16 protein-coding genes and 2 pseudogenes are annotated in these 18,679 nt (G+C 67.2%); 10 read left to right on the top strand and 8 right to left on the bottom strand.

Annotated features, from left to right (window positions below; translation table 11 throughout):
- The first annotated feature begins 161 nt into the window (after positions 1–161).
- Positions 162–2,270, top strand: a complete 2,109-nt coding sequence (locus tag ACFQZZ_RS14455) for an Eco57I restriction-modification methylase domain-containing protein (RefSeq protein ID WP_378679585.1) — start codon at positions 162–164, stop codon at positions 2,268–2,270.
- On the opposite strand, the pseudogene ACFQZZ_RS14450 reads toward ACFQZZ_RS14455, so the two are convergent.
- The 4 genes and pseudogenes from ACFQZZ_RS14450 to ACFQZZ_RS14435 form a co-directional block, all read right to left on the bottom strand.
- Positions 2,238–2,594 (bottom strand): annotated as a pseudogene (locus tag ACFQZZ_RS14450) (TetR/AcrR family transcriptional regulator); the annotation flags it as partial. The gene ACFQZZ_RS14455 and the pseudogene ACFQZZ_RS14450 overlap by 33 nt on opposite strands.
- 667 nt (positions 2,595–3,261) lie before the next feature.
- A complete protein-coding gene (locus ACFQZZ_RS14445; protein ID WP_378679582.1) occupies positions 3,262–3,465 on the bottom strand; it encodes a hypothetical protein in 204 nt (67 codons plus the stop codon).
- Positions 3,466–3,600: 135 nt separating this feature from the next.
- Entirely contained in the window at positions 3,601–4,116 is a 516-nt protein-coding gene (locus ACFQZZ_RS14440) for a gamma carbonic anhydrase family protein (protein WP_378679579.1), read from the bottom strand.
- Between the two features lie 26 nt (positions 4,117–4,142).
- A complete protein-coding gene (locus tag ACFQZZ_RS14435) occupies positions 4,143–5,135 on the bottom strand; it encodes a GlxA family transcriptional regulator (RefSeq protein WP_378679576.1) in 993 nt (330 codons plus the stop codon).
- A 71-nt stretch (positions 5,136–5,206) separates the two neighbouring features.
- Here ACFQZZ_RS14435 and ACFQZZ_RS14430 point away from each other — a divergent pair, with 71 nt between their 5' ends.
- Both ACFQZZ_RS14430 and ald read left to right on the top strand, forming a co-directional pair.
- A complete protein-coding gene (locus ACFQZZ_RS14430; protein WP_378679573.1) occupies positions 5,207–5,974 on the top strand; it encodes an MBL fold metallo-hydrolase in 768 nt (255 codons plus the stop codon).
- A gap of 161 nt (positions 5,975–6,135) precedes the next feature.
- On the top strand, positions 6,136–7,251 hold the full coding sequence (gene ald / locus ACFQZZ_RS14425) for an alanine dehydrogenase (RefSeq protein ID WP_378679570.1): 1,116 nt from the start codon (positions 6,136–6,138) through the stop codon (positions 7,249–7,251).
- A 273-nt stretch (positions 7,252–7,524) separates the two neighbouring features.
- Here ald and sigJ read toward each other — a convergent pair whose 3' ends face one another.
- Complete coding sequence (gene sigJ, locus ACFQZZ_RS14420) at positions 7,525–8,502, bottom strand: RNA polymerase sigma factor SigJ (protein WP_378679567.1); 978 nt, start codon at positions 8,500–8,502, stop codon at positions 7,525–7,527.
- Between the two features lie 188 nt (positions 8,503–8,690).
- Between sigJ and ACFQZZ_RS14415 the strand changes: the two genes are divergently transcribed.
- Positions 8,691–9,614: a cobalamin biosynthesis protein gene (locus ACFQZZ_RS14415; protein WP_378679564.1), complete on the top strand. Its 924-nt coding sequence runs from the start codon at positions 8,691–8,693 to the stop codon at positions 9,612–9,614.
- Positions 9,615–9,738: 124 nt separating this feature from the next.
- Here ACFQZZ_RS14415 and ACFQZZ_RS14410 read toward each other — a convergent pair whose 3' ends face one another.
- A complete protein-coding gene (locus ACFQZZ_RS14410; RefSeq protein WP_378680543.1) occupies positions 9,739–10,605 on the bottom strand; it encodes an SURF1 family protein in 867 nt (288 codons plus the stop codon).
- 131 nt (positions 10,606–10,736) lie between these two features.
- Positions 10,737–11,198: pseudogene (locus ACFQZZ_RS14405) on the bottom strand (low molecular weight protein-tyrosine-phosphatase); the annotation flags it as partial.
- A gap of 44 nt (positions 11,199–11,242) precedes the next feature.
- On the opposite strand from ACFQZZ_RS14405, the gene cobC reads away from it, so the two are divergent.
- From cobC to ACFQZZ_RS14385, 4 genes are all read left to right on the top strand, one after another.
- On the top strand, positions 11,243–12,280 hold the full coding sequence (gene cobC, locus ACFQZZ_RS14400) for an Rv2231c family pyridoxal phosphate-dependent protein CobC (RefSeq protein WP_378679561.1): 1,038 nt from the start codon (positions 11,243–11,245) through the stop codon (positions 12,278–12,280).
- Positions 12,281–12,587: 307 nt separating this feature from the next.
- Positions 12,588–13,730 carry an RNA-guided endonuclease InsQ/TnpB family protein gene (locus ACFQZZ_RS14395; protein WP_378679558.1) on the top strand — a complete coding sequence of 381 codons (1,143 nt, stop codon included), beginning with the start codon at positions 12,588–12,590 and terminating at the stop codon, positions 13,728–13,730.
- An 84-nt stretch (positions 13,731–13,814) separates the two neighbouring features.
- Positions 13,815–14,966 (top strand): Nif3-like dinuclear metal center hexameric protein, encoded by a 1,152-nt coding sequence (locus ACFQZZ_RS14390; RefSeq protein ID WP_378679556.1) that lies wholly within the window; start codon positions 13,815–13,817, stop codon positions 14,964–14,966.
- A 233-nt stretch (positions 14,967–15,199) separates the two neighbouring features.
- Entirely contained in the window at positions 15,200–15,844 is a 645-nt protein-coding gene (locus ACFQZZ_RS14385; RefSeq protein ID WP_378679553.1) for a hypothetical protein, read from the top strand.
- Between the two features lie 142 nt (positions 15,845–15,986).
- Here ACFQZZ_RS14385 and ACFQZZ_RS14380 read toward each other — a convergent pair whose 3' ends face one another.
- Positions 15,987–16,361 (bottom strand): hypothetical protein, encoded by a 375-nt coding sequence (locus ACFQZZ_RS14380; RefSeq protein WP_378679550.1) that lies wholly within the window; start codon positions 16,359–16,361, stop codon positions 15,987–15,989.
- 138 nt (positions 16,362–16,499) lie between these two features.
- Here ACFQZZ_RS14380 and ACFQZZ_RS14375 point away from each other — a divergent pair, with 138 nt between their 5' ends.
- Together ACFQZZ_RS14375 and ACFQZZ_RS14370 are read left to right on the top strand one after the other, a co-directional pair.
- The gene (locus ACFQZZ_RS14375; protein WP_378679547.1) at positions 16,500–17,237 is read left to right on the top strand and encodes a zinc ribbon domain-containing protein; all 738 of its coding nucleotides are present in this window, start codon (positions 16,500–16,502) and stop codon (positions 17,235–17,237) included.
- Between the two features lie 69 nt (positions 17,238–17,306).
- A complete protein-coding gene (locus ACFQZZ_RS14370) occupies positions 17,307–18,593 on the top strand; it encodes a bifunctional RNase H/acid phosphatase (protein ID WP_378680540.1) in 1,287 nt (428 codons plus the stop codon).
- Positions 18,594–18,679 lie beyond the last annotated feature (86 nt).

The raw sequence follows: 18,679 nt of genomic DNA, 5'->3' as shown, positions 1-18,679 counted from the left end.
ACCTCATATCGTTCAGTCTCATTTTGAGACTGAACGCTAGCATTCAAAGTCTCATTTCGAAACCACATCGTCGCGTCAAGGCGATTTCGGGTGGCACCCACATCGCTCGTGTCGCTCGCTTTGCCGCGATTGTCGCGGCTCGACCGGGCACAATCCCTGGCATGGCTTCCGAGATCGCCGCTGCGCGGGATCGCAAACGGCACGGCAGGCACTACACGCCTCCTGCGCTGGCGCGATTTCTGGCGCAGCGGTTGCTCGAGCACATGCCGCGACCAGGGGTTTCTGGTGTGCTGCGGGTGCTCGATCCAGCCTGTGGGGATGGCGAGTTATTGCTGGCGCTACGGCGGGAGGCTGCCGTCCGGTTGCCGGGGGTGCTGCTGGAGTTGGTCGGTTACGATCTCGACGACGGGGCGTTGATGGTGGCGCGCGAGCGGGCCTGCGCTGCGGGCACTGCCGTCGACTGGCGCGTCGGCGATTTCCTCACCGTGTCCGAGGGGATCGCGGACGGCTGCTTCGATGCCATTATTACCAACCCGCCGTACGTGCGAACTCAGCAGTTGGGCGCGACCGCGGCGCAGCTGCTGAGCAAGCGGTTCGGGTTGCGGGGGCGGATCGATCTCACCCATCCGTTCGTCGCGATCGCACCCCGATTGCTGTGCCAGGGTGGGGTGCTCGGATTGTTGTGCGCCAACCGCTTTCTCACCACCAAGGCAGGCGCGAACATTCGAGGACTGCTCCTATCGGAGCTCGCTCCGGTCGAGCTGTACGACCTCGGTGACACAAAGCTGTTCGAGGCCGCCGTCCTGCCCGCCATCACCATCGCGACGCGCACACCTCGGCGCGAACCTTGCCGCTACGTATCGGCCTATGAGGTCGCCGGATACGAGATCGTCAGCGGAACTGGACTATTCGAGGCGCTGACCGAGACCGAGGGCCGTTTCATCACACATAACGGGCGCAGCTTCGCGGTAGAAGTGGGCACCTTGGCGACCGGTGAGCTCGGCTCCCATGTTCGCGAGGTTGCCACCTCACAATCGTTCGAGACCGGTGTGGTGGGGACGGATGGGGTCCGTGCTCCTCGGGCCGCTGGCGCTGAGGCTCAGGCTGCGACCGGGGTTGGCGCTGGCGTTGCCGACGGCGTTGTCGGTGACGCTGCGGATGGTGATCTCGACGTCGGTGGTGTGACATCGGAGGAGTCGGCTGGTGGTGAGGTGGTCGAAAGCAGTGGGGGCGATGGGCAGTTCGATGGCGGTGACCGGCGGGGGTCTGCGGCGGGGCGGGCTTGGCGGATGTCGCGGCCGGGGGTGGATGACTGGTTGGGGCAGGTTGGGGCGGGGACGTGGAAGACGTTCGGGGAGGTGGCGCGGATTCGGGTGGGGATCAAGACGACGGCGGATCGGGTGTTCATTTCGGATCGGTGGGGGGAAATGAAGCCGGGTCCGGAGCCGGAGTTGTTGTTCGACTTGATTACTCATCATGATCTCGAGCCGTGGCGGATCACCGGCGGTCGTGGTACTCGGGTGCTGTATCCGTACGACATCACCAGGACCCGGCGTGTCCCGGTTGATCTGGGCGAATTTCCCGGCGCCGCAGCATATTTGCGAACTCATGAGGAGGCGCTGGCCGGTCGGAAGTATGTGACGGCGAGTGGGCGTGCGTGGTTCGAGATCTGGGTGCCGCAGCGGCCGCATTTGTGGGGGGTGCCGAAGTTGGTTTTTCCCGATATCAGTGAGCGGCCGCGGTTTGCCCTGGATCGGTCGGGGGCGGTAGTGAATGGGGATTGTTATTGGATGTCGCTGGCGGACATCGGTATTTGCGGGGACGCCGAGCAGCTGGCGTATCTGCTGATGGGCGTGGCGAATTCGGCGCTCGGGCTCCGCTTCTACGATGCGGTGTGCGGGAATCGGCTGTATTCGGGTCGGCGGCGATGGATCACCCAGTACGTGTCGCGGCTGCCGTTGCCGGACCCGGCGCGCTCGGCCGGGATCGTCGAATTGGTCGCCGAATTCGTCGACGGCGGGCGGTCACCCGATCCCGAGTCGGTGTGTTTGTTGAACGAGCGGGTGGCCGCGGCGTTCGGGCTACGGTCAGGCCGTGGCGCGGACACCGACCATCGGCAGCAGAATTCGGCGGGCGAAGTCGCGTCCGGCCTCCACGTCGTCGAGCGGGATGAGCCCGTCTGGGGTCAATGCCAGCGAGAGAGCGAGCCTGGCCATGATCTCGGCGACCAGGTCGGCGTCGAAATCGTCGGAGCCGTCGTCGGTCCGTAATTCGCGCAGCTTCACGGCCAGATAGGTGCGGCCGACGGCGATGATCGGCGCGGCCTCCGTGGTGAGCCGCGGCAGGATGAGGTCGGGTTCGGTGCGCAGCAGTCTGCGCAGCAGCTCGTTGCTCGCGATCGCGCTGATGAACGCGGCGAAGATCTCCACCAGTTGGTTGTCGCTGCCCGCGACGATGCGCACCCGCTCGTCGATCTCGGCGACGAAGCGTTGCGCCTCCCGCACGCTGACCGCCTCGACCAGCTCGTTCTTCGATTCGAATCGGCGGTACAGGGTTGCTGGGCTGATGCCTGCGCGCCGGGCGATCTCGCCCATGCTGGTGCGCTTGATGCCGAAGTCCAGGAACGCCGACAGCGCACTCTCCAGCAGCTTCTCGCCGTCCTTGACGGGGTTGTCGAGGATGCGCTGGAGCATGGGTGGGACGGTGGGCATCAGGTCTCCAGTCGATTCGGCGCGACCGCCGAAGAGTGCGCGGCGCCGCGACGGTGCGGGTGATGGACGTTCATTATTTCACCGGGTTGCGGCGGAGTGGCCGAGGATTCGCGAAGACGTGAGTGAAACGCGTATGAACCATCTCACTGTGTCGTGACCGAGCTGCCGATTCGGCGTCGGGGGCTACCCGCCCTCGCCGGATTGGTGACGCCGACGGGTGGGGAAAGTGCCCCTTGCTGATCGGCGGCGGCGCATTGTGCCTCGAGCCCGAGGCGGCGGCATGACTACGCGTGGCATCGACGGAGGATTGACCGCGTGGTGGTTCGAGTGGGGCGCGCACAATACCGGTGGCCGCATCCGAGATGATGCTGCGCGGCGGCGGGGCAGGCGAAAGTCCTTGTCGGACCGGCTTCCTCGCTGGTAGAAATGGCTACCGCGTGCACCGGCTCGGGTCGCGAGCCGGTGTCGGACTTGGCATTTCGTACCCGAGTGCGAGACCGCTGCTGAGGGGAGCACCGCCGCGTCGCGACAATGGAGCGGTGACCGGGAATTACTGGCGCGGTAGGTCTAACGCCGCCATCTCTTGTTCGATCGCATTGGCCGCGAAATTGACCCCGCTGGAACGTAATTCGTGAACGCGCCGCTGCAGCGCCTCGATTCCGCCCGGTTGGGCCGCGATGTCGGCCACGCTGAGCCGTCCCTTCGGCCGGTGCATATGAGCCACCGTGATACCTCCTGCCTGCACGCTCCGCATCCGCCATCCCTGCGGGATCGATTCTGCGCTACAAGCCGCACGTCGGCTGTGTCGGCAGGAGATCCCGGGACACCGGGCACGCTGGCAAAATGTTATCAGCGATTCCTACTGGACATTTGATCAGTGTGCGCTGTCTCACACTATCTTCGCGTCGCGGTGGTTGGCCATGTTGTGCAGGTACACAGCGCCATTGAGCCGAATGCCATCTTGCTCGGCCGCGCCGAGTTCGCGGCGGACCTTGCCGGGCACCCCGGCGACCAACGAGCCAGGTGGAATCTGTGCGCCCTCGGGAATGAGCGCATTGGCCGCGATCAAGCTGCCCGCACCGATCACCGCGCCATTGAGCACGGTCGCACCCATGCCGACCAGCACGTCGTCGCCGATAGTGCAACCGTGCAGAATCGCATTGTGGCCCACCGAAACCCCGGTACCCACCGTCAGTGGGAAGCCGGGATCGGCATGCAGCACGCAACCGTCCTGGATATTGGTGCGAGCGCCGACACTGATCGCCTCCAGATCGCCACGCACCACCGCGCTGTACCAAATGCTCACCTCGGCCGCGAGCCGTACGCGCCCGATCACCGTCGCGTTGGGTGCGATCCACGCACTGTCGTCGATCTCCGGCGCAAACTCGCCCACCTGAATCCTCATAGGGAAAACGTAGCGCCTCGAATCCGTCAGCTCGCAATGCTGCTGTCGAGATTCGCGCTGGTGCTTTGCGGACCCGGGGCGGCCTGGAACATCGCGCGGTGAGCGGCGGGACTGGTGCCGAGGATGCGGTGGAAGTGATGGCGCAGGCTGACGGCGGTGCCGAACCCGGTTTCGGTGGCGATGCGGTCCATGGTGTCGGTGGTGGATTCCAGGAGCAGCCGGGCGCGGTCGGCGCGCTGGTGCAGGAGCCACTGTTGCGGGCTGCTACCGGTGCGTTCGCGGAAGTGGCGGGTGAAGGTGCGCCGCGACATCAGTGCGACGGCGGACCAGCCATCCAGATCGATCGGGTCGCCGAGATGTGTTCGGGCCCACACCATTGCGTGTTCGATGGGGTCGTCGTCGGCGGCGTCGGGTACCGCTATCGGGATGTATTGGGCCTGTGAGCCGCTGCGGTGCGGCGCGGTGACCAGCACCCTGGCCAACTGAGTTGCCTCGCGGCTGCCGAAATCGCGGCGCACCAGGTGCAGGCAGCAATCGAGCGCGGCGGCGACCCCGGCGGAGGTGACGATATCGCCGAGGTCCGACCACAGCCTGTCGGCGCGGACCTGGACCGCCGGGTAGGCGCGGGCCAGATCGGCGGCGGCCGACCAATGTGTGGTCACTTCGCGTCCGTCGGCAAGGCCGCTCGCGGCGACCGCCACGGAGCCGAGGCACAGGCCGACGATTCGGGCGCCGCGGGCGTGCGCGCTGTGCAGCCCCGCGCGCAGGTCATCGGATATCGCGTCGCCGATCGGCCAGCTGGGGATCACCACGGTGTCGGCACGCTCGAAGACCTCCAGTCCGTATTCGACGTTGATATCGAATCCGGCCGGAGTGCTCAAAGCGCCTGGGCGCTCGGCGCATACGTCGACCCGATACGGCGCCCGCCCGCCCACACCGACGCGTCCGAACACCAAGGTCGGCACCGACAGATGGAATGGGCTGACATTGTCGAAGGCGAGAACCGCGACGGAGTGCATGGCCCGATATTAGCGATAGAAGGCTCACGGGCCGCTGGTCGTGATACTGCGGATCGGCAAACATCGACATCATGAGCGAAACGATCGAACGCACCGCCCTCGAGGCCATGCACATCGGCGGGCCGACCCTGCGTTTCCGGTACGCGGGCCTGACCTGGTTGACCGACCCCACCTTCGATGCGCCTGGCGACTACAAGGGCCCGATCACCCTGCACAAGCTCACCGGTCCCGCGGTGCCGCGCGAGCAGGTCGGATCGGTGGACGTGGTGTTGCTCTCGCACGACCAGCACTCCGACAATCTCGACAATTCCGGTCGCGAGTTCCTCACCACCGTCGAGACCGTGCTGTCCACGCCGGATGCCGCAGGGCGTGTGAAGGGTGTTCGGGGACTGGCGAATTGGGAGACCATCACGGTCGGCGTGGCGCAGGTGACAGCCGTTCCCGCGCTGCACGGACCCGAAGGCTGCGAACCGGCCACCGGCGTCGTCACCGGGTTCGTGTTGCAGGCCGACGGACAGCCCACGGTGTACGTCTCCGGTGACAACGCCTCGGTCGCGCTCGTCGAGCAGATCGTTCAGCGAGTCGGCGGCATCGACATCGCCATCCTGAATGTGGGTGCCGCGAACGTCGGCCGTTTCGGCGACACCGACCTCACCCTCAACGCCCGCACCGCCCTGCAAGCCGCCGAACACCTCGGCGACGCGGCCATCATTCCGGTGCACGCGGAGGGTTGGGCCCACTTCACCGAAACCCTCGACCACCTCGCCCGCGTCTTCGCCTACGGCGGCCGCGCCGCCCAACTCCACATCCCACAGCCCGGCCAGTCGTTCACGATCTGACGCGGCCCCGGCGCAACGCGCGGCCCGACCTCGATGAGTGGCACATGGCTGCGGCAAAACGTGAGTGCGGGTCTCGATGGTGTGCCACTCGTGGCAGGTCGGCCGGGGTAGACCGCGCGGCGTTGATGGCGTCGGGCCGATGTGTGGGCCACGATGGCGATATGAGGATCGGAGTACCGCGGGAGGTCAAGGAGCAGGAGTTTCGGGTGGCACTGACCCCGGCGCGAGCCGGGGAACTGGTGCGGCACGGGCACGAAGTGCTGGTCGAGGCCGGTGCGGGGGTGGGGTCGGGGTTTGCGGATTCCGATTATGCCGAGGCGGGGGTGCGGCTGGAGTCTGCCGCCGAGCAGGTGTGGTGGGAGGCCGACCTGGTGTTGAAGGTGAAGGAGCCGATCGCGCAGGAGTATCCGCGGATGCGCCGGGAGCAGGTGCTGTTCACCTACCTGCACTTGGCCGCGTCCCGAGAATGTACCGATGCGATTCTGCGCTCGGGCATTACCGCCATCGCCTATGAGATGGTGCGTGCGGCCGACGGCTCACTGCCGCTGCTCGCACCGATGAGCGAGGTCGCGGGGAAGCTCGGCAGTCAGGTGGGCGCGTATCACCTGATGGCGCCACTCGGTGGCGCCGGGCTGCTGCTCGGTGGCGTGCCCGGGGTGCGACCGGCCGATGTGGTGGTTCTCGGCGGCGGCGTCGCGGGGACCAATGCGGCTGTGGTCGCGGCAGGGATGGGCGCGAAAGTGACTGTGCTCGATACCAATCTGGTCCGATTACGCGAGCTGGACGCCCGATTCCATGGGCGCATAACCACTCTCGCGTCGAATACCGTCGAGATCGAGCGGGCGGTAGTCGCGGCGGACCTGGTCATCGGCTCGGTACTGGTGCCGGGCGCGCGGGCGCCGAAATTGGTCTCCAACGAGCTGGTTTCGAGGATGCGCCCCGGCTCGGTGTTGGTCGACATCGCCATCGACCAAGGTGGGTGCTTCGAGGGCTCGCATCCGACGACGCACGCGAATCCCACTTTCCGCGTGGCCGATTCGCTGTTCTACTGCGTGGCCAATATGCCGGGCGCGGTGCCGCACACCTCGACCGTCGCTCTCACCAACGCGACATTGCCGTACGTGCGTGCCATCGCCGATCATGGCTGGCGGGAGGCATGCGCGCGAAACCCCGACCTCGCACACGGCCTCGCCGCGGCCGTAGGACGGCTGCTGTCGGCGGAAGTCGCTGCCGCGCACGGGTATACAGCGTTGAAGTCGGTGGGACTGGCCGGTTGACCGGGTGTGGTCGGCGGTGTTGCTGATCAAGACCTGAGCGATGCGCGGCACCTTGCACGCGCTTGCCCCGACTTCGCGGCCGCCGCTCTGATCGAGCTCGGTGGTGTCCGTCGACGACGCCGGTCGACATGGGTGCAGCGGGCGGGTAGTCGTGTGCACGGCGCGGGGTCTTCGAACAGGCAAACGGGTGTGGCTGCCGTACGCGCGGCGCCGGGTCTTCTAACAGGCGAACGGGCGGCTTCCCGACGAGGGTAACCGCCCGCTGTCGCACGGCTAGTCGGTGCTGGTCGGACCGGCCTCGTCGGGGCTTTGGCCGAGGTACCAGTCAGGGGCGCCGGTGGTCGGCAGGTCGTGCAGCTTGTCAGGGTTGCGGACGACATCGATGGCGACGATGCGGCCCTCGTCGACGGTGAACGCGAAGACGCCGGTGTGCGTGCCGTCGAAGACGACAAGACCGGGCTGGCCGTTGACCAGGACCGCGCGGCCCCACGCGCCCGCCGCCGACGGTGCGTGGTACCAGCCGAGCAGCAGTTTCGCGACCAGCTCGGCGCCGTGCACCGGCTGCCGGATGGCGGGCACCTTGCCGCCGCCGTCGGCGGTGAGGCTGACCTCGGAATCCAGCACACCCAGCAATGCGCTCAAGTCACCGGACCGCCACGCCACCGCGAACGCCGAGACCACCTTCTCCTGCTCGTCCGGTGACGCGGGGAAACGAGGTGTGCCGTCCTCGATGCGTTTGCGGGCGCGCGAGGCGAGCTGGCGCACGGCCGCCGGAGTGCGCCCGACCACCTCGGCGACTTCGGGGCCGGTCATGCCGAACACGTCCTGCAGCACGAACGCGGTACGTTCGGCGGGGGACAGCGATTCGAGGACCACCAGCAGGGCAGTGGTCACCCGCTCGTCCTGGGTGACACGGTCGGCGGGATCGTCCCAACTGGTCACCTCGGGCTCAGGCAGCCATTCGCCGACGTATTGCTCGCGGCGGACCCGCGCGGAGCCGAGGTAGTCCAGTGCGAGCCGCCCGGTCACGGTGGTCAGCCAGGCCCTCAGGTTGTCGATCTCGCCTGCCGTCCCCGCCTCGTGCTGGCGCTGCAGCCGCAGCCACGCCTCCTGCACGACATCGTCGGCATCGGTGAGGCTGCCCAGGTTGCTGTAGGCCAGCCGACGCAGATACGGCCGGTGTTCCTCGAACTGCCTGGCCAACTCGGCCTGGTCGATGGGCTCGGGTGCGGAGGGCTGATCGGAAGTCACTGGTCTCGCCGTTCGTGCGGCCCCGTCGGGGGCGAGTCTATGAAGGAGTCATCAAGTTGACGACCCAGGGCAGCAGAGTGTGACATATGACGACACGCCGCGCGGACACGCGGGTTGCGCTGAGTGCGCTGTGGGTATCGCGGCCCCGCCCTACGTGACGCGTGGCGGGTACCGGCTACCCTCGCCGGGTGCACACGGGGACCTCGACCGCTGCCGGGCTGCTGCTCGGCTTCGCGCTCGACCGCGCGTTCGGTGATCCGCGCCGGTGGCATCCGGTGGCCGGGTTCGGTTCGGCGGCAAGCGCGCTCGAATCCGTGACCTACGCCGACCGGCGGTCGGCTGGAGTGCTGCACGAGGCGCTATCGGTGGGCGCGGTGGTCGTGGTCGGTGTCGGTGTGCGGCGCGGTGGAGTGCTGGCAACGGCGCTGGCGACCTGGACGGTGCTCGGCGGGCGCAGCTTGGCGCGGACCGGTAGGCAGATGGCCGACAAACTCGAATCCGGTGACCTGACCGCCGCGCGGGCACTGCTGCCCTCGCTGTGCGGACGCGATCCCGAGGTTCTCGACGCGGACGGTTTGGCGCGCGCCGCAGTGGAATCCATCGCCGAGAACACCTCCGACGCGACGGTCGCGCCGCTGGTGTGGGGTGCGGTCGCCGGAGTGCCCGGTCTGCTCGGTTACCGCGCGATCAACACCCTGGACGCCATGGTCGGCTACCGCAACGATCGCTACGAACGTTTCGGCTGGGCCGCCGCCCGCACCGACGACCTGGCAAATCTATTGCCCGCCCGCCTCACCGGCCTGCTCACCGTGGCACTGGCCCCGTTGGTCGGCGGCCGCCCTGCCGCCGCCCTGCGCGCCTGGCACCGCGACGCCGCCAAACATCCCAGCCCGAACGCGGGAGTCGTCGAAGCGTCGATGGCAGGCGCACTCGGTGTCCGACTCGGCGGCCGCACGCAATACCGCTACGGCACCGAACTACGCCCCACCCTCGGTGCAGGCCCACCTCCCGCGATAACGGATCTCCGCCGCGCCGTACACATGTCGGAAGCAGTCCAGCTGGCCGCCGTCCTCACCACCGCCCTCTGGTCATTCCTCCGCCCCACCCGCTGATGTGCCGAACCGTCGACGTGTCGCACTGTCCACCTGTGCGATGCGGGGCCGCTGGCGCGCGACAGCCGGGCTGGCGGGTTGTGGCGCGGTTGGCGGCGGTTGTCTCAGTCGGGATCGAGGTTGGTCAGCGGTTGCCGCCGTAGCGGTCGGCTAGGCGTTGGTCGTTGGTGGGGGGTGTTGTGGGGGTGAGGGTTTCGGTGGGGGTGGCTGGGGGTGGGGTGGCTGCGAGGGCTTTTTCCTTGCGGCGTTCGCGGATTTCGGCGTAGACGAAGTAGCCGAGACCGAGGGGGGCCATGATGCCGAAGGCCAGCCACTGGAGGCCGTAGGAGAGGTAGGGGCCTGCGTCGAGTTGGGGGAGAGGGGTGGGGGTGAAGGCGCCGGGCTGGTTGTCGTCGAGTTGCAGGTAGCCGCCGCGTTCGCCGGTGGGGATGGGGGTCAGGGCCTGCTGCAGGACTGTTGCTTCCTGGGTGGTGTCGATCGAGTAGACCTGGCGGTAGCCATCTTGGATGGACGGGTCTTTGCCGGGTGTGATGCCCTCGGACATGCGCACCCTGGCCTCGATGTGCTGCGATCCGGCAGGTGGGTCGGGGATCTGGGGTGGGCGGGTTCCGTCGACAGCGGCGACGAGGCCGCGGTCGACGAGCAGGATCCTGCCGTCGTCGAGCAGGAAGGTGGACAGCACGGCGTAGCCGGGCGCACCGTCGAGGTGGCGCAGCCGGACCAGCACGGTCGAGTCCGGGAGGTAGGTGCCGGTCGCGGTGACTCGGCGCCATTCGGCGTGTGAGTCGCTGTCCTCGTTGTCGAGGACGGTGGTGATGTCGATCGGTGCGGCGTCCACCGAGTCGGCGATCAGCTGATTGCGATGCGACGTGGCGGTGTTCTTGCCGAGTTGCCAAGGGGCGAGCACCGTGAAGCACAGGTAGGCGAAGGCGGCCACCAGCACGGCCAGGATCAGCCAGCTGGGGCGCAAGAGGAACGTGAGCTTGCGGATCATGGGTGTCCCTCGGGGACGGGTTGTGCGTCGGATCGGATTGCCATGTCGACAGCGGCGCGCGGGTCGGTGCTCTGAGGCGCTGTTTCGGCTGGTGCCGATTCGTCCGCGGCCCGAATGTCCAGGGTGGTGCGGACCCAGTCCAGCAGGCCCGGGATGGCTGCCTCGATCTGGTCGCGAACGAGTTCGAAGTCGGCGGTGCCGCCGTAGTACGGGTCGGGGACGTCCGGACCGTCGGCGGCGGGGTCGAAGCTGCGTAGGAGCCGGCGTCGGTCGGAGGGCACGCCGAGGCGGGCGAGTTCGCGTTCGTGACCGGTGTCGAGAGCGATCAGCAGGTCGGCGTCGCGGTGCTGGTCGCCGAAGACAGCCGCGACGTGACCGGTCGGATATCCGTGGCGGCGCAGTGTCGCGGTGGTGCGTGGATCGGCGTCGTCACCGACATGCCAGGCGGTGGTGCCCGCGCTGCTGACCCGCACCAGGTCGGCAAGACCGGCGCGGTACAGGTGTCCCGCGAACATCTTCTCCGCCATCGGCGATCGGCAGATGTTGCCGGTACATACGAACGACACGTGCAACTCACCCACGACAGCCATTCTGGCCGGTGGTCCGGACGAGCCGCCACGTAGGGTGTTTTCCCGTGCCCGAGGACAGCGTCGATCACGCGAAACTGCGCCACCACGGCGACGTGGACGCGCGGCCGGGCATGCTCGATTTCGCGGTGAACGTGCAGGGCAGCGCGCCGCCGGACTGGCTGCGCCTGCGCCTGGCCGCGCGGCTGGACGCACTCGGCCGGTATCCGAGCGCTGCCGAGGATCTCGCGGCGAGGTCCGCGGTGGCACTCCGGCACGGTCGCACGCCCGCCGAGGTGTTGTTGCTGGCAGGCGCGGCCGAGGGCTTCGCCATGTTGCCCCGGCTCGCGCCCGGGCTGGCCGCGGTGATCCATCCCTCGTTCACCGAGCCCGAGTTGGCGTTGCGGGAAGCGAGCGTCCCGGTCAGCCGGGTCCTGCTCGAACCGCCTTACGTTCTGAACCCGGCGTCGGTGCCCGATGCCGCCGACCTGGTTGTCCTCGGTAACCCGACCAATCCGACCTCGGTACTGCATCCCGCCGAAACGATCCTCGCCTTGCGTAGGCCAGGTCGGATCATCGTGGTCGACGAAGCGTTCGCCGACGCGGTGGCTGGGGAGTCCGAATCACTCGCGAGCTCCGCCTCGTCCGATGTTCTCGTGCTGCGTAGTCTCACCAAGACCTGGGCATTGGCTGGTCTGCGCTGCGGCTACTTCCTCGGCGCACCCGAACTGCTCGCCCGCCTGAATCACGGCCGTCCGCACTGGCCGCTCGGCACATTGCAGCTCGAGGCCATCACCGCTACGGCCGAATCGGTCGCGGTGGCGCAGGCGCAAGAACGGGCTCGAGATATCGCGGCCGAACGAGAGTCGATGATCGAACGGCTGACGGCACTGGGCGTCGATGTCCACACGCCCGCCGCAGGGCCGTTCCTGCTGCTGCGTGTCGCGGACGGCGAGTTGCTGCGAAAGCATCTGGCGGACCAGGGGATTGCGGTCCGCCGCGCCGACACCTTCCCCGGGCTGGGTCCCGACTACCTCCGGGTCGCCGTCCGCGGTGCACCGGAGGTGGATCGGCTGATCGCCGGGATCTGTGCGGCCGGTCGGTAATGGCGGCTGGACTGAGCTGTGCGTTCCGGACCGCAGCAGTGGAGCGTGGCTCGAGAAGGCGAGGCCACGTTGCGATGACGGGTGGCGGCACCATAACTCGCGGTGCTGCGTTAGTGGAGCCTCGTCGGTCGGGCGAGCCCGACCGCGACTTCGGAGCTGAGCGGAGTCGGTCGGATCCCGTGGCCGTTGGTTGCGGGATCGCCGGGAGTGTTTGTGACCGGCGAACGTAGCGCGCAGGCTCCGGCCTTCAGGCTGGTGATAGCGCATCAACTCGGCTGTGACAGGGAAGCATGTTATTTTGTCAGCTATGGATTCGAGGGTGGTGAAGCGGGCGTACAAGTACCGGTTCTATCCCACATCCGAACAGGCGCAACAGCTTTCGCAGACTTTCGGGTGTGTCCGCTATGTGTACAACCGGGCATTAGCGGAGCGGTCCCGCGCATGGACGATGGAGCGGCGCCGAGTCTCACACGCCGAGACGGACAAGATGCTGACAGCCTGGAAACGCGATCCGGAAACCGTGTGGCTCGCCGATCCGTCGAAAGGGCCGCTGCAAGCGGCGTTACGGAATCTTCAGGGCGCGTTCGACAAGTTTTGGCGCAAGCAATCCCGCTATCCGACGTTCAAGAAACGAGGAAAGTCGAAGGATTCCGCCACCTACTACTCGAACTGCTTCACCTTCCGCGACGGCCGATTAAAGCTGGCGAAGCAGTCAGAGCCAATCCGTATCCGTTGGTCACGGCCGCTGCCGGAAGGTGCGGAACCGTCGCAGGTCACGGTGTCGCGGAACGCTCACGGCCAGTATCACGTGTCGATTCTGGTGGAAGACGCCGTCGTTGCCCATCCTCCGACAGATTCGACGGTCGGTCTGGACGCCGGGATCACGACCTTGTTCACATTGTCTTCCGGCGAGAAGATCACCAATCCGCGGCACGAGAAACACGACCGGGGCAGGCTGGCGAAGGCGCAGCGGAATCTGTCGCGGAAGCAGAAAGGCTCAGCAAATCGAGCCAAGGCACGGCTGAAAGTCGCCAAGATCTACGGCCGTATCGCCGACCGCCGCAGGGATCATCTGCACAAGCTCACAACTCGACTGATCAACGAAAACCAAGTGATCTGTATCGAGGACTTGAGTGTGCGGAACATGGTCCGCAACCGCAGTCTTGCCCGCGCCATCTCCGACGCCAGTTGGTCGGAGATGCGGTCGATGCTGGAATACAAAGCGAACTGGTATGGCCGGACGGTAGTCCCTATCGACCGCTTCTACCCGTCGAGCAAGCAGTGCTCGGCGTGTGGGGCGCTTGCGCGGAAGATGGCACTGAACATCCGGGAGTGGACTTGCCCGTGTGGCGCTGTTCACGACCGAGATGTGAACGCCGCCAAGAACATACGCGCCGTGGGGCTCACGGTGCTCGCCTGCGGAGATGGAGTGAGACCGCCTCGCTCCTGAAGCGAGGAGGCATCCGTCGATGAAACAGGAACCCCTCGCCGCGAGGCGGGGACTCTCCCCCATTCATGGGGGAGAGGGAGTCAAATGAGCGAACTGGAGGCGACGACGCGGATGGTGACGACGCTGGCGGATTTGATCGGGGTGCTCGATTCGGCGTACCCGCCCAAGCTGGCCGAGTCCTGGGATTCGGTGGGGTTGGTGTGCGGGGACCCGGTCGAGGAGGTGACTCGGGTGCTGTTCGCCGTCGACGCGACTGCCGCTGTTGTCGATGAGGCGATCGATTGGCGGGCACAGGCTTTGGTGGTGCATCATCCGTTGCTGTTGCGTGGGGTGGATACCGTTGCGGCCGACACTCCGAAAGGGGCGTTGCTGCATAGGCTGATTCGGTCCGGTTGTGCGTTGTTCAGTGCGCATACCAACGCCGACTCCGCAGATCCCGGCGTCTCCGACGCACTGGCCGCGGCGCTCGGGCTCACCGTCACCGGTCCGCTGGACGCGAAACCGCAAACCGCCGTGGACAACTGGGTTGTGCAGGTGCCGCGATCGCACACCGATGCTGTGCTCGCGGCGTTGTTCGCGGCGGGTGCGGGTGGCAACGACTCCTACCGGGACTGTGCGCTGCGGGTGCCGGGGATCGGCCAGTTCCGGCCGGTGGTGGGGGCGAACCCGGCTGTCGGTTCGGTCGGCGAGCTACAGCAGGTCGAGGAAGACCGCATCGAGGTGATCGCGCCGTCAACCGCCCGTGCCGCCATCCTCGCGGCACTGCGCGCCGCGCATCCCTACGAAGACCCCGCATACCACGTCACCGAACGCGCGACCGTGGCATCCGGGCTCGGCATCGGCCGGGTCGGCACGCTGCCGGAGCCGGAGTCGTTGCGCGCCTTCACCGCTCGGGTGGCCGCCGCCTTGCCCGCGACCGTCTGGGGTGTCCGCGCCGCGGGCGACCCGGACCGGATGATCCACACCGTCGCCGTCTGCGGCGGCGCGGGCGACTCCTACCTGAACACCGCCGCACGTCTGGGCGTAGACGCCTACGTCACCTCCGACCTGCGCCATCACCCCGTCGACGAGCACCTGCGCCGGGGTGGCCCAGCCCTCATCGACGCCGCCCATTGGGCCACCGAATTCCCATGGTGCGCACAAGCCGAGACGATGGTCCGGTCCGCACTACCGGACATCGAGACCCGCGTATCGACGGTGCGCACCGACCCGTGGACCGTGAGCGCCACCGCCTGACCGCCGAGCCACAACGGGTATCGACCGCGTTGCGCCGTCGACAGCTCTGATTCGGCTGCGGTCCTTGGGCGCTGGAGCCGGGTGTCATTCGCGGCGGAGTGGGATGCTCTGCTTGTGGATACGACGCATCGGAATCCTCCTCGCGGCGATCCAAATTCGCGTGCTTCCGGCGTGTCTCTGGAGTGTCTGCGATTCGGGCGAATCGGTCGGGCGCAAACGGGTATAACGACCGCATGAATTTCCCGGTGGATCTGGGGATCGTGCAGATCGGGCTGATGCTGCTGATCCTTGTCGCGATAGCACTGTTGATATCGGCGTTGGTGATGGTGCGCCGGGTCGGATTGCGGGTGCTGCTCGGGCGGGGCGCGGCGGGGCTGGGGCTCTTGGTTGTCGCGGTGGTGTTGTTGTGGGTGGCGACGCTGATGCAGACGTATCTCGGCCTGAGCGGGGAAATCAAGGCGGCCCATGTGGTGGTGAGCCCGGTTGCGGGACAGGAACATCGGCTCGAGGTGGAACTGACGCTGTACGGTGACGACGACCACGGGGAGCGGCACGACAAGTATCAGGTCGAGGGCGACCTGTGGGTATTGCAGGCCAATATCGTCGAGCTGGAGCCGTGGGTGAATGCGCTCGGGTTCCATTCCGGGTACAAGGTGACCCGGCTGTACGGCCAGCGTCTCGACGGCGTCGCGACCAGCCAGAATCAGATCTTCGTGAACGGCGACGACCAGGACTTCTTCGCCGATATGCGGCAAGGTCGTTGGTGGACGGAGCCTTTCGTCCGCTCCGCCTACGGCAACGCCGTCATCGCGACACCCGGCGCTTACGACGTGTTCATCTCGAGAGACGCCATCAAGACCCGCCCGACGGAGCGCTGACCCACGGTGTTCCCCGCCGACCGTTGACTTTCCTGCCAGACTCTCGTTGCTATGTCCCAGGGCATCGAAGCTGGCGCGTACCCACAACGGGTCGGAATGGGAGTGAGAGGCTGCGCAGGAGTCCAGCACAGCTGCCGAGCTGTTAGGTCGCGTTGATGCGGACCCGTTCGACCACGTCGATGCGGCCTTGGAGTTGGCGCATGAGGTTGTCGGCGGCCCCCGGAGCATGGCCAGCGGCTGTCTCGGCGCAGTCCAGCCGGACGAAGTTCGGCGAATATGTGCCGCGCTGGCGACCATATATCCCGATCGCCAGCTCTGGCCGGGTGGGGTGACAGTCCTCGGCGGGTCGGCGGGTTGTCGAAGCCGGACAGGCGCGCACGCTCGGTCCAGCCGTTTTCCCGGGCATTCTCGCAGTCTGCGCGCTGCTTGCCGCCGCGATCCTGCGGTCCTTCGATGTCCCTGGTGCTTGACTGACCGGGCTCGGGAGGTCGGCCTCCTCGGCCCCGGTACGCACCATCCACCGGCTCCACCCACCCGCTGACGTGGCCTCGGACGGATTCACCAGCTACCCGAGGTACGGTTGAGCACTGGTATACGCCGTCTGTGCAGGCGCGGTGCCTCCCTATCCGTCCATAGCGCCAGGAGTTTGTCCGCGTTGAATGTCGAACCCCAGATCCAGGCCAAGCTGCTGCAGCTCGCCGCTGTCGACGCCGAACTGACGCGGATTGCGCATCGGCGCACCGTGCTGCCCGAGCAGCAGGAGGTGGCGCGGCTGGAGGCGGAGCGCAACGGTCACAAGGATGCCGCGGTGGCGGTGGAGATCGTGTTGGACGACCTCGATCGCGATATCCGCAAGCTGGAGGGCGAGGTCGAGGCGGTTCGCAAGCGTGAGGAGCGAGACCGGGGGATGTTGACCGCCGGTTCGGTCGGCGCCAAGCAGCTTTCGGAGATCCAGCACGAGCTGGGCAGCTTGGAGCGGCGCCGGTCGGTGCTGGAGGACGAACTGCTCGAGGTCATGGAGCGCCGCGAGGCATCCGCCGCCGACCACGAACACGCGGGTGCGCGGCTGGACAAGACCGAGCAGGATCTGGCGGACGCGCAGACCAGCCGGGACGAGGCGCTCGCGGATCTCGATGTGGCGCAAGGCCGTTGCGATGGTGACCGGGCGGGTCTGGTCGGGTTGTTCCCGGCCGATCTGCTGAGCATCTACGACCGTCAGCGCACCCAGAACGGTGTCGGCGCGGCGCTGCTGCAGGCCCGCCGTTGTGGCGCCTGCCGGATCGAGTTGGACCGCGGTGAGATCGCGCGCATCGCGAAGGCCGCGCCCGATGCGATCGTGCGCTGCCCGGAATGTGGTGCAGTGCTGGTTCGTACCAAGGAATCGGGTCTGTAAGGTTCCGGGCTCGCGTTCAGCGCGTGCGTGAATCGTGACCGCGGCAGGTCGAGTACAGCGAGGGGAATGATGGCCGAGCTCGAGGTGATCGTCGAAGCCGACGGTGGTTCCCGTGGCAATCCGGGGCCCGCCGGGTATGGCGCGGTCGTTTTCGACGCCGACCACGCCAGGGTTCTCGCCGAGCGCCGCGAGTACATCGGTGTCGCGACGAACAATGTCGCCGAATACCGTGGCCTCATCGCCGGTTTGGAGGCGGCGGCCGAGCTCGGTGCGCGCGTCGTGTCGGTGCGGATGGATTCCAAGCTGGTCGTCGAGCAGATGTCGGGGCGCTGGAAGGTCAAGCACGCGGCCATGATTCCGCTGGCGGACCGGGCGCGCAGGCTGGTCGCGGGTTTCGATCGGGTGAGTTTCACCTGGATTCCGCGTGCGGAGAATTCGCATGCGGATCGCCTGGCCAACGAGGCGATGGATGATGGGTCGCTGGTCGGTGAGGTGCGTACCGCGCTCGATGCCGGGCACGCGCCCGCAGGCGGCGATCAGCGCAGCAGCGCATCGGTCGGTGCGCCCGATCAGGGGTCGGCCGTCGGCGTCGAACGCGATCTACCCAGCTGGATCGACGAGGCCAGGGGTGCACAGGCGCCGCAGGAGACTGGCGCGAATGCGCAGGGCGCGGTGGCGGATTCCGAGGCTATGGTACCCGGCGGCGCGCAGACGACGCCTGCCCCCGGCTGGACCGGCGCCACCGGTCGCCCGACCCGCCTCCTACTACTGCGCCACGGCCAAACCGAACTCTCCATCCAGCGCAGGTATTCGGGCCGCGGCAATCCGCCGCTCACCGAACTCGGTCGCGAGCAAGCCACACGCGCTGCCAAGATGCTCGCCGCCAAGGGCAATATCGCCGCCGTCGTGTGCTCCCCGCTCGGCCGGGCGCGGGAAACCGCCGAGGCCGCGGCGACCGCGCTGAATGTCCCCGTGCATGTCCTCGACGGTTTGATCGAGACCGACTTCGGCGACTGGGAGGGCCTGACGTTCCTGGAAGCGGCGCAGCGTGATCCGCAGTTGCATGCCCGCTGGCTGGGTGACCCGTCGGTGCCCGCCCCGGGCGGGGAGAGTTTCGATCAGGTGCGCGAGCGGGTGGAGGCGGCGCGGCGTGATCTGGTCGCGCTGTATCCCGGGGCGAACCTGGTGGTGGTCAGTCACGTGACCCCGATCAAGACGCTGCTGCAGTTGGCACTCGGTGTCGGCCCATCGCTGCTGTATCGCCTGCATTTGGACCTGGCATCGTTGTCGATTGCCGAGTTCTATCCCGACGGTGGATCGTCGGTGCGTCTGGTGAACGACACGTCATATCTGTGACGATCGTGGGTGCCCGACCGCGGTGAGACACTCGGGAAGGGTGAATTATTGCGCAACTCAACGGATTTAGCCTGTTGAACCGAGGC

Source organism: Nocardia sp. GCM10030253 (genome assembly GCF_042675075.1).
Classification (GTDB): domain Bacteria; phylum Actinomycetota; class Actinomycetes; order Mycobacteriales; family Mycobacteriaceae; genus Nocardia.
Note: the sequence above shows the minus strand (reverse complement) of the source record. Positions and strands in the feature narration are given on the sequence as shown.